The organism is Candidatus Micrarchaeia archaeon (assembly GCA_041653315.1).
Lineage (GTDB): Archaea > Micrarchaeota > Micrarchaeia > Anstonellales > JAHKLY01 > JAHKLY01.
Genome location: JBAZFO010000038.1, coordinates 1 through 10,243, shown reverse-complemented (window position 1 = coordinate 10,243; position 10,243 = coordinate 1). Strand labels below are relative to the sequence as shown.

Here is a 10,243-nt window from a genome sequence, read left to right as displayed (position 1 = left end):
AATATAATCCATCATTACAATTTTCAATAGTTGTTATTTCTTGTAATATACATTCAGTAAATGAAGTAAATTCACAAGTATAATCTTTATGCATTATATTATCAAACATACAGAAATCTTCATCTAACAAATTACAATTTTGTGTTTCAGTTGTTTCAATAGAACATTCATAATCAACACAAACACCTTCATCATGCATTATTGAATCTTCTAAACAATAATTTGCATCATAAGAAGTACAGTCTTCATTTGTTAAACAATCTCCTATGATAAATACATAAGTTTCTTTTACTACACAAATCCCATTATCTAATCTTATTGTTAAATTATGTTCACCTGGGCTTAAATAATCTGGAACCATTATATCAAAGTCTCTTCTATTTATTCTTGAATCCTCTCTTGTTAAATCTGGATTATCCCAAGCAAAATCATTATAGTCATAATTATCTACATTAAAGAAAATTAAATCTCCATAATTAACTAAGGAATATTCTGGTGGGCTAATTAATTCTAAATAAGGAGAATCAAAAACTTCAAAAGTCCAATGTTCTGATTCAAATCCTAATCTTCCGTCATTAACAATCACATACCAAGTATATATTCCTTGTTCTAATTCTGCAGTAAATGTTTGTTCGTTAGTTATTTGTATTATTTTATTTGGTCCTTCAATATGAATTTCATATTCTAATTCTGTAGATTCTTTATCTTCTCCAAACCATATAAATTCAATTGGGTTTCCGCAAATTCCTAATTCATTTTCAGGACTTATTAATTCAACTGTTGGTGGAGTATTACATCTATCATCATTTTCAAATATTTCTGGATGTCCACATTCATTATCTGTACATGTACAATCATCTTTACATGTATTAGATACATCTGAATATTCATAATAATCATTTCCTACACAACCACTTAAATCAGTACAAATTGTATCATCACAATTGTGTTCTGCATCACATTCTGCTGAACAGTCATCAACTGAACATTCATGTGTTAAATCCAAATGACCAATAGTACATGAATCTGTATCTTCATTACATTCAGAAACAAAACCTGCAAAATAATCCCATGTATAATCTACATTATCTGGATCATTTAAACATGTTTCAATTGATTCTAAATTATTTTCAGTACAATCAACAGTTTCACCTGCAATACATTCTGCATCTAAACATGTTTCTTGTCCATTACAATATAATCCATCATTACAATTTTCAATAGTTGTTATTTCTTGTAATACACATTCAGTAAATGAAGTAAATTCACAAGTATAATCTTTGTGTGCTATATTATCAAACATACAAAAATCTTCATCTAATAAATTACAATTTTGTGTTTCAGTTGTTTCAGTAGAGCATTCATAATCAACACAAACACCTTCATCATGCATTATTGAATCTTCTAAACAATAATTTGCATCATACGAATTACAGTCGTCATCAGTTAAACAACCTGTAATAGTATATTTATATCTTAAAACTTTTTCACATGTGTCTTGATTTCTTAATATTATTGTTAACCAATGTTCACCAGGAGATAATGCTGGAACATTAACATTGATTTCATTTATCCAAGCGTCTTTTATTGCTCCTTCTCCTACGTAATCTTCCCAATCATAGTGATATTCATTTACATTTTCAAATTCAAAATGAATTAAATCTCCAATATTAATTTCTGAATTATTAATAGGGTCAACAGAAATTACTTGTGGATTTTTTGAGACTTTAAAATTCCAATGTTCTGATTCTGTTGAATCAATTCCATCGTTTGCGATTACCCACCAGTCATAATTTCCAAATGCATCTACATTTAAATTATAAAATTCGTTATTTGTTTCTCTTATTCTTTCTCCATTAATATTATTTACGTGTAATGTGTATTCTAATTCATCTCCATCTATATCATTTCCATTCCATTCATAATAAATCATATTTTTTGGATAAACAGATAATTCTGCCCATTTAGAAGTGATAGTAATTCCTGGTGCTGTTTGATATACATAGACTTTTATTTCATCGTCTGGACCTAAATACCCGAAGTTTTCAGGATAGATTTGTGTTTGTTCTACAACCATTTCTGTGTCTTTATCTACTAAAGATAAAATTGCTGGGTGGCTGATATCTTTTCTTTCGCCAACACCAACGTCATCTAATCTTAAATAATATTTATCTATTGCGAAAGCATCTTCAACTCCTAAAATTATTTTTGCTGTTTCTTCTTCATATAAATCATTAATACAAAATAATTCATTCTCTTCTGGAATTTCTAATTCTATTGTTGGTGCATCATTGCCTGTTTCACAATAGTCATCACAATAATATTCTTGTCCATACATGAAAGTATTAACATTAGTACAAGTATTATCATCAAAATAATTTTCTAACTCCTCAACAAGTTCAGTACCAACGTTAATATCATATTCTTCATTATTACATATTATATTATTAGTATAATTATTATATGAAGTATTTTTATGAATCATTAACCCAAAATTATTATTTAATATATTATTTGAATCAAATAAATTGTTTTGAGAATATCCATAAACGGTTAGTCCATATGTATTTTCTTCAATTTCATTGTTTAAGAATTTTGAATCAGTTGTTGTGAATGCCATTAATCCGTATTCCCAGTTTTCTAAATTACAATTTTCAATTGTAATATTATTTTGATCAAAAGCATAAATTGCATGATAGTCTTGTTCTCCTATTTTTGTAATTGAATAGTCTTTGCAATTTAAATGAATGTCATCTGCATTAATATTAATGCATCTTGTTTTAATTAATTCTTCAACATTTTCTACTTCAATATTTTCACATAATTCATAATATCCTGGTTCCTCTAATGAAGTACATTCACTAATACAGTCATGTGGGATTTGTTCACAAGTTTCATCCCAATTTCCCCAGAAATCTGATTTAATTAATTCAGAATAATCTTGTCCATCAAAAGCAACTGCTTCACATTCCCATTTATCACATTCTCCAGAAGGAAATTCAACACCAATATGGTCTTGACAGTTTTCTCCAATTAAACATTCTCTTGTTTCATCAAATTCAGGTAAGTAAGTATTATTTCTATACCATTTAATATTAACAGTAATTAATTCATCATCTGTATCATTTACTAAAACATAACAACCAAGATTATTTTTTGGTTCTTCTTCAGGTGTTGGTGGAATTGGTTGAATAACTGTATAAATTAATTCAGGAGGATTATTTTCTTCATGAATTTCTTCTTTGCATTCATTATCTACACAAATCATTCCATAGTCATTACAATTAATTATTTCAGTTGATCCTTCTTCATTATTTAAACAATAATATTCTAATAAAGTATTATCATTAATACAATGATCTGGAAAATCGTATTCTTCCCAGCTTAATTGCATAATCCCATAATTTAATGGATCCATTCCTTCATCTGAATCTGTACAAATATTTTCTTCTATATTTTCTAATTCAATACAAATGCCTTCTACACAAGACATATCATAATCAGAACAATCAATTACTTTTGCAGTATTATAAATTCCATTGCAATAAGTTTCATGTAATATTTTATCATCAACACAAAAATCTTGTGCCATTCCTTTGAATTCATTATTTATTGCCAATACTGTTCCATATGTGAAAGGTTCTATTCCATTATCAGAATCTGTGCATTGATAAATGGGAGGTTCTTCAAATACACATTTTCCTTCTGAACAATACATTCCAAGTCTTTCACAATCAATTTGAATTTCTTCTGCATTATAACCAAAACAAATATACTCATTTAAGTTATTTCCAGAGCAATAGTCAGTATGCATTCCTAATTCGCCATTTAAATGGCCGAGTGTAATACCTTGATAAAAGATATTCATAAATCCATCATTTTCAATGCATAATGCATTTATTGCTGTCACTAAACATACTAATAATAAGATAGTATATACTTTATTCATTTTTCACAACCTCCCACATATAAATATAGTGTAAATATATTATTCTTTGTGTTTAAAAAGGTTTCGTTTTAATATATAAAATTACAAATATTTTTTTTGATTTTTTTTAAATCAAAAATTTAGCAAACGTTTATAAATAGAATTATATAAATAAAATATTAATTTAATATACTAAAGCTCCTGAAATACGGAGCGCAACTCAATTTTCCTGGGTTGCGCATATGTGTGAACATAGCAAATGGAAATGCTAATTTATACTTGCTTTAAAATATTAAATAAAAATAATATGTAATATGCCGAGGTGGCGGAACCTGGTAACGCGCACGACTTGAGTAACCTTTCTTTTCTTTTGAAAAAGAAAAGAAAGCTTAACCAAAGAAAAGAACAGAATTACAGTAATCGTGTGGTCTTTGACCTTGGGGGTTCAATTGAATCCCTTTTTCTTTAAAAAAGAAAAAGGTCTTCACCCTAAAAAGAAAGGGGAATGAATAAATCCCTCCTTCGGCGTTTTAAAAAATATGGTGATAAAATGGCTAAAAAAACAGAAACAAAAAAAGCACCTGCTGAAAAAGTAGTAAAACCACAACATAGACATATTGCAGGAAGCTCTGGAAAGGAACTAAAAGGAATTGTTCGTATTTGTGGAAAAGATGTTAATGGTGCATTAGAACTTGAAAAAGCAGTAATGTATGTTCAAGGAGTTGGAATGAATTTATCTAGTGTATTATCTGGGATAATTTCAAATGAATTAAAAGTAGATTTGAATACTCAAGTTGGTGATTTAACAGAACAACAATTAGATCAAATTGAACAAATTATTAGAAATCCCCAAAAATATAATTTACCGCATTATTTGTATAATAGACAATCTGATCCAATTACTGGAAAACATGTTCATTTAATAAGTAATGATTTAGTTTTAAGTTTAAGAGAAGATGTACAAAAAGAGATAACTTCAAGATCTTGGAAAGGTGCAAGACATCAAACAAGAAAAGGAAAAGTAAGAGGACAAAGTACAAGAAGTTCAGGAAGAGGAGGAATTGCAGTCGGAGTTATTAGAAGAGCAGTAAGAGCTAAGATGGGGGCTCCAGCAGCAGGAGCTAAACAATCCAAAGAACAGCCAAAAAAAGATAGTGGCGGTGCAGGAAAAGGAAAGAAGAAATAAGGTGATATAAATGGGTGACCCAAGAAGATTAAAGAAAAGATATAGTTCTCCCAGAATCCTTTGGGATAAATCAAGAATAAAAGATGAAAAACAATTGATTAGAGAATATGGTTTAAAAAATATGAAAGAATTATGGCGTGCAGGAGAAGAATTAAGAAAAGTTAGAAAAGAAGCACGACGTTTTCAATCATTAGGTGAAGAAGGAATTGATGAATCAAAAGATTTAATTAGTAAATTAAAAAGAGTAGGTATTATTGGTGGAGAAGCTTCAATAGATGATTTATTAAATTTAAAAACAAGAGATTTCTTAGAAAGAAGATTGCAAACACAAGTATTCAAAAGAGGATTAGCAAGGACAATAAATCAAGCGAGACAATTAATAACACATGGATTTATATCTGTGAATGGTAGAAAAATTTCTAAACCAAGTTATATGACATCTATCCTTGAAGCTGGAGTAATTTCTTATTCAAAGACAATAGATATAGATGCAGGAGTTCAAAAAGAAGTTAAAGAAGAAGTTAAAAAACATTCAGTAATTGAACATGAAAGAGAAATAAAATCTCAAGAACCTCAAGAAGAAGATTTAGAAGAATAGGTGATATTTATGGTAAAAAAAGAAGTTGAAGAAAAAAAACAAGTTGAAGAAAAAAAACAAGAAAAAGTTGTAGAAGAAAAAAAAATTGAAGAACCAATTCAAGAAGATACAAAAGTAAAAAAATTCGGAAAAATAAAATGGGCAGTAGCAAATATATATTCTTCTAAAAATAATACTTTAATCACAGTAACAGATTTAACAGGTTCAGAAACAATTGCAAAAAGTTCTGGTGGGGTAGTAATTAAACAAGATAGAAATAAAGGAAAACCATATGCTGCAATGCAGGCAGCTACTTCAATTATTGATACTATAAAAGCAAGAGGAATTAATGGATTACATATAAGAATTCGTGCTCCTGGTGGACATGGAGCAAAATCACCAGGTGCAGGAGCACAGGCAATTGTAAGAGCAGTAGCAAGAATGGGGATAAAAGTTGGAAAAATAGAAGATGTTACTCCATTACCAACAGATACAACCAAAAGACCTGGCGGAAGAAGAGGTAGGAGGGTGTAAAAATGGTAATTAAAATAAAAATTGAAAAAGAAGATGAAAAAATCTTAAATTTTTCATTAAATGGTGCATATATTGGATTTGCAAATGTTCTAAGAAGATATATTTTAGGACAAGTTCCAACATTTGCAATTGATTCAGTAACTATCTATGATAATTCAACGTATATGTTTGATGAATTTATTGCACATAGAATTGGTCAAATACCGTTACATACTCCAAAAAAATACAAAGGAGATGAACAAGTTATTTTTACTTTAGATGAAAAAGGGCCAAAATTAGTAAAAGCAGAAGATTTGAAAACATCTGATAAAACAATAAAACCTTCAAAACCAAATATTCTTTTATTTACTTTGGGAGAAGGACAAGATTTGAGATTAGAAGGTAAAGCAGTAATCGATAAAGGAAAAAAACATGGAAAATTCCAAGCTGGAATTGCTGCATATGAAGAAGATAAGGAGGGTAATTTCAATTTTATGATTGAATCATTTTCTCAAATACCCCCAAAAGATATGTTATTAAAAACAGTTGAACTCCTTAGAGAAGATGCTAAGGAATTTGAAAAACAATTAAAATAAGGGAGTACGTCAAAACCTGTTTCAAGCGGGGGTGGCGGAGTCCGGTCAATCGCGCACGGTTGAGGGCCGTGTGGTTTAGTACCTGCGCGCGTTCAATGACCTTTTTCTCTTTTATAAAAGAGAAAAATCTCAACCAAAAAGAGAAAATTGAATAAATCGCGTCTCCCGCATTTATATTAAAAAAGGTGATTAATAATGAAAAAAGGACCTGAAAGTAAAGAAATACTAGATGCAATTTCTGCAGCTAATAAAGCTAGTAAAAATAAAAAAATATGGAAAGAAGTTAAAGATAAACTTTTAAATTCAAGAAGAAATAGAAAAGGTGTTAATGTCTCGAAAATTTCAAAATATGTTGATCAGGGAAAAACCGCAGTTATTCCTGCAAAAGTTTTGGGAAGTGGAGAAATTAATCATAAAGTTAATGTTGTTGCATTGAGTTTTTCAGATAGTGCAAAACAAAAAATAGAAAAAGCAGGAGGAAAAACAATTTTAATTTCAGAAATTCCCCCAGAAGGATTAAAAACTGAATTAATATTATTAAGGTGATTATATGATAGTTATTGACGCAGAAAATATGATTTTAGGAAAAATTGCTTCTCATACTGCAAAACAATTATTAATGAAAGAAGAAGTAATAATTCTTAATGCTGAAAAAATTGTAATAAGTGGAAATAGTAAAAACACAGTAGATAAATATCACAAAAGAAGGAGCGTAAAACCAAAACAAAATCCAGATCATAGACCACAATGGCCTAGAGTATCTCATTTATTAGTGAGAAGAGTAGTTAGAGGGATGCTTCCATATTCTTCTTCAAGAGGAAGAGAAGCATATAAAAGATTAAAAGTAGTATCTGGAATACCAGAAAAATATAAAGATAAAATTTCAGATAAAAATTATGATAAATTAAAATCTAATGAATTAAGGAAATTCATAACTATAAAAAAGTTATGTGAATCTCTTGGATATAATAGGTGATTTTTATGGTAGAGAAAAAGACAAAAGTAAAAAGTAAAAAAATAAAATCAAAGGTTTCAGTAGCAAGAGGAAAAAGAAAAGAAAGTATTGCAAGAGTTTCAATTAGAAAAGGAAAAGGAATTGTAAGAGTTAATAATACAAATCTAGATGTTTATGGTTCATTACAAATGAGGCAAATTATTAAAGAGCCATTAATGCTTGCATCAAAAGTTAGTTCTGAAGTTGATATAAAAGTTTTAGTCAATGGAGGAGGTTCAATAGGTCAAGCACAAGCAATAAGAAATGCTATTGCAATTGGTTTAATTGAATATTCTGATGATGAAGATTTAAAAAATAAATTAATGACTAGAGACAGATTTATGGTAGTTGAAGATGCAAGAAGAAGAGAACCAAAGAAATTTGGTGGTAGAAGTGCAAGAGCAAGAAAACAAAAATCATATAGATAGAGGTGTAATATTATATGGAATTTCCTGTAAGATGTTTTACATGCGGTGCTCCGATTGGAGATTCGTATTTAAAATATATTGAAAAATTAAAAGAGAAAAAAACTCCCAAAGAAGCGCTTGATGAATTAGGTATTAAAAGATACTGCTGTAGAAGAATGTTTATAAGTCATGTTGATTTAGAAACAGCAAAGAAATATAAAAAATTATAAATGCGTTTATAATTTGGGGGAGTAGGTTAACCTGGTATGCTGCCAGCTTGGGGTAACTTTTTTCTTTTTCTTTAAAAAAGAAAAAGAAAAAACTTAACTAAAAAGAAAAAGAAAGAAAAGCTTAACTAAAAGAAAGAAAAAGAAAAAACTTAACTAAAAAGAAAAAGAAAGAAAAGCTTAACTAAAAGAAAGAAAAAAAAGAAAAAAAACAAGAAAGAAAAAGAAACAAGAAAAAATTGAAAAAAACAAAAAAGAAAAATAAAAAAACAAGAAAAAAAAGAAAAGAAAAACAACAAGAAAAAATAAAAAAAAGAAAAACAACAAGAAAAGCATATAAAGGATTTAATATTTTTTTAGTAGTTTATAGTTCTGAAATGCTGGTGATCCGAGTTCAAATCTCGGCTCCCCCATTATAATATTTACGGGGTTTTCGTAATGAAAACTAACTGAAGAGGTAATACAAATGGAAGAAAAAGATTTTGATGACCAAAAAAATGAGTCTGGTTTACTTGTAAAACAAGATAAATATTTAGAAGCCGGTGTGCATATCGGAACTAAAATTAAATCAGGCGGGATGAATAAATATATATATAGAAAAAGAAAAGACGGATTATATGTTTTAGATTTAAAAAAAATAGATGAAAGAATTAGATTAGCTGCAAAACAACTTGGTAGATTTGAAGCAGAAGATATTTTAGTTGTTGCTTCAAGAACTTATTCTGGAATTGCAGCAGCCAATTTTTGTAAAATCACAGGAACAAAATTAGTTGCAGGAAGATTTATACCTGGCACATTAACTAACCCAAGAAAAAATGGATTTTTTGAACCTGAAATATTATTAGTATGTGATCCAAGAGGAGAAAAAGAAGCTTTAAGAGAAGCAGGAAATGCAGGAATACCTGTAATAGGATTATCAGATGTTGATAATAGTATAAAATTTATTGATTGGGTAGTCCCATGTAATAATAAAGGAAGAAGGTCATTAGCATTGATATTCTATTTATTAGCAAGAGAATTTTTAGTTTCAAAAGGAATGATAAAATCTTATGATGAATTTAAATATTCAATAAAAGATTTTTCAAATGATTCTTCATTTAAAGAAATAGGAAATTTAGATGAGCAAAAAGAGGAAGAAGAAAAAGCTAAAGAAGAAGAAATTATAAAAACAGCAAAACAAATTGATGAAGCACCACTTAAAAAAATAGAAAAAGCAGTAAAACCAAAAGAAGAAAAACCAAAAGAAGAGATTAAAATAGATAGACCTAAATTTATTAAACAACAAAAAGCGCCCAAAAAGATTAGGGAAAAAACTAAAGAAGAACAAGAAGAATCAAAACCTAAAACATTTAAATTAGAAAAACCTAAAGAAAACAAAAAATCAGAAACACAAAAAGAACCAGAAGAAAATAAAACAGAAGAAAAAGAATAATTCTTTTTTTTTATTTTTTTAATTTTAAAATATATTTTTTTATTTTTAATAAATTGTTTTTTTTATTTATTTTTGTTTTTTATTTATTTTTTTAACCATACATTGTTCTTCCTTTTGTATCTTTTAAATCAATTTTTTTCTCTTTAGCTAAAAAAATATTTTCCTTTTTTTCATAAAGTTCTTTGTTTAATGGATCAACTTCAAGTGCTTTGTCATAGTATTTAAGTGCATTATCAAGTTCTCCTAAATATGCATAAGTATCTCCTTTTCTTGTTAAAAACATAGAATTATTAGGATCTTCTTTAAGTATTTTATCTATATCTTCCATTGCTTTTTTATTTTCTTTTAATTTTAAATAGATATAACTTCTTTCATAATACCAA

Annotated in this window: 12 protein-coding genes and 2 tRNA genes; 12 read left to right on the top strand and 2 right to left on the bottom strand. The window is 28.2% G+C overall.

Annotation, left to right across the window (positions count from 1 at the left end; all coding sequences use genetic code 11):
• On the bottom strand, window positions 1-3,949 hold a 3,949-nt coding region (locus tag WC356_06495), incomplete at its 3' end, for a right-handed parallel beta-helix repeat-containing protein (GenBank protein ID MFA5382790.1).
• A gap of 295 nt (window positions 3,950-4,244) precedes the next feature.
• On the opposite strand from WC356_06495, the gene WC356_06490 reads away from it, so the two are divergent.
• The 12 genes from WC356_06490 (at window position 4,245) to rpsB (ending at window position 9,860) form a co-directional block, all read left to right on the top strand.
• A tRNA-Ser gene (locus tag WC356_06490) sits at window positions 4,245-4,456 on the top strand.
• Between the two features lie 22 nt (window positions 4,457-4,478).
• A complete protein-coding gene (gene rpsM, locus WC356_06485; protein MFA5382789.1) occupies window positions 4,479-5,114 on the top strand; it encodes a 30S ribosomal protein S13 in 636 nt (211 codons plus the stop codon).
• A 10-nt stretch (window positions 5,115-5,124) separates the two neighbouring features.
• A complete protein-coding gene (locus tag WC356_06480) occupies window positions 5,125-5,712 on the top strand; it encodes a 30S ribosomal protein S4 (GenBank protein MFA5382788.1) in 588 nt (195 codons plus the stop codon).
• Window positions 5,713-5,721: 9 nt separating this feature from the next.
• On the top strand, window positions 5,722-6,225 hold the full coding sequence (locus WC356_06475) for a 30S ribosomal protein S11 (GenBank protein MFA5382787.1): 504 nt from the start codon (window positions 5,722-5,724) through the stop codon (window positions 6,223-6,225).
• A 2-nt stretch (window positions 6,226-6,227) separates the two neighbouring features.
• Entirely contained in the window at window positions 6,228-6,800 is a 573-nt protein-coding gene (locus WC356_06470) for a DNA-directed RNA polymerase subunit D (protein MFA5382786.1), read from the top strand.
• 25 nt (window positions 6,801-6,825) lie between these two features.
• Window positions 6,826-6,970: transfer RNA gene (locus tag WC356_06465), tRNA-Leu, on the top strand.
• A 25-nt stretch (window positions 6,971-6,995) separates the two neighbouring features.
• Window positions 6,996-7,346: a 50S ribosomal protein L18e gene (locus WC356_06460; protein MFA5382785.1), complete on the top strand. Its 351-nt coding sequence runs from the start codon at window positions 6,996-6,998 to the stop codon at window positions 7,344-7,346.
• 4 nt (window positions 7,347-7,350) lie between these two features.
• Window positions 7,351-7,776: a 50S ribosomal protein L13 gene (gene rplM / locus WC356_06455; protein MFA5382784.1), complete on the top strand. Its 426-nt coding sequence runs from the start codon at window positions 7,351-7,353 to the stop codon at window positions 7,774-7,776.
• A gap of 5 nt (window positions 7,777-7,781) precedes the next feature.
• On the top strand, window positions 7,782-8,222 hold the full coding sequence (locus WC356_06450) for a 30S ribosomal protein S9 (GenBank protein ID MFA5382783.1): 441 nt from the start codon (window positions 7,782-7,784) through the stop codon (window positions 8,220-8,222).
• 14 nt (window positions 8,223-8,236) lie between these two features.
• Complete coding sequence (locus WC356_06445) at window positions 8,237-8,431, top strand: DNA-directed RNA polymerase subunit N (protein ID MFA5382782.1); 195 nt, start codon at window positions 8,237-8,239, stop codon at window positions 8,429-8,431.
• Between the two features lie 236 nt (window positions 8,432-8,667).
• On the top strand, window positions 8,668-8,847 hold the full coding sequence (locus tag WC356_06440; protein ID MFA5382781.1) for a hypothetical protein: 180 nt from the start codon (window positions 8,668-8,670) through the stop codon (window positions 8,845-8,847).
• Window positions 8,848-8,894: 47 nt separating this feature from the next.
• Window positions 8,895-9,860: a 30S ribosomal protein S2 gene (rpsB, locus tag WC356_06435; protein ID MFA5382780.1), complete on the top strand. Its 966-nt coding sequence runs from the start codon at window positions 8,895-8,897 to the stop codon at window positions 9,858-9,860.
• A 91-nt stretch (window positions 9,861-9,951) separates the two neighbouring features.
• Here rpsB and WC356_06430 read toward each other — a convergent pair.
• The coding region (locus WC356_06430; GenBank protein ID MFA5382779.1) for a tetratricopeptide repeat protein at window positions 9,952-10,243 on the bottom strand (292 nt) is incomplete at its 5' end.

Excerpts from the sequence above, each read along its gene's own strand:
- rpsM (MFA5382789.1), top strand. The coding sequence starts at position 4,479 with ATGGCTAAAAAAACAGAAACAAAAAAAGCACCTGCTGAAAAAGTAGTA.
- WC356_06480 (MFA5382788.1), top strand. The coding sequence starts at position 5,125 with ATGGGTGACCCAAGAAGATTAAAGAAAAGATATAGTTCTCCCAGAATC.
- WC356_06475 (MFA5382787.1), top strand. The coding sequence starts at position 5,722 with ATGGTAAAAAAAGAAGTTGAAGAAAAAAAACAAGTTGAAGAAAAAAAA.
- WC356_06470 (MFA5382786.1), top strand. The coding sequence starts at position 6,228 with ATGGTAATTAAAATAAAAATTGAAAAAGAAGATGAAAAAATCTTAAAT.
- WC356_06460 (MFA5382785.1), top strand. The coding sequence starts at position 6,996 with ATGAAAAAAGGACCTGAAAGTAAAGAAATACTAGATGCAATTTCTGCA.
- rplM (MFA5382784.1), top strand. The coding sequence starts at position 7,351 with ATGATAGTTATTGACGCAGAAAATATGATTTTAGGAAAAATTGCTTCT.
- WC356_06450 (MFA5382783.1), top strand. The coding sequence starts at position 7,782 with ATGGTAGAGAAAAAGACAAAAGTAAAAAGTAAAAAAATAAAATCAAAG.
- WC356_06445 (MFA5382782.1), top strand. The coding sequence starts at position 8,237 with ATGGAATTTCCTGTAAGATGTTTTACATGCGGTGCTCCGATTGGAGAT.
- rpsB (MFA5382780.1), top strand. The coding sequence starts at position 8,895 with ATGGAAGAAAAAGATTTTGATGACCAAAAAAATGAGTCTGGTTTACTT.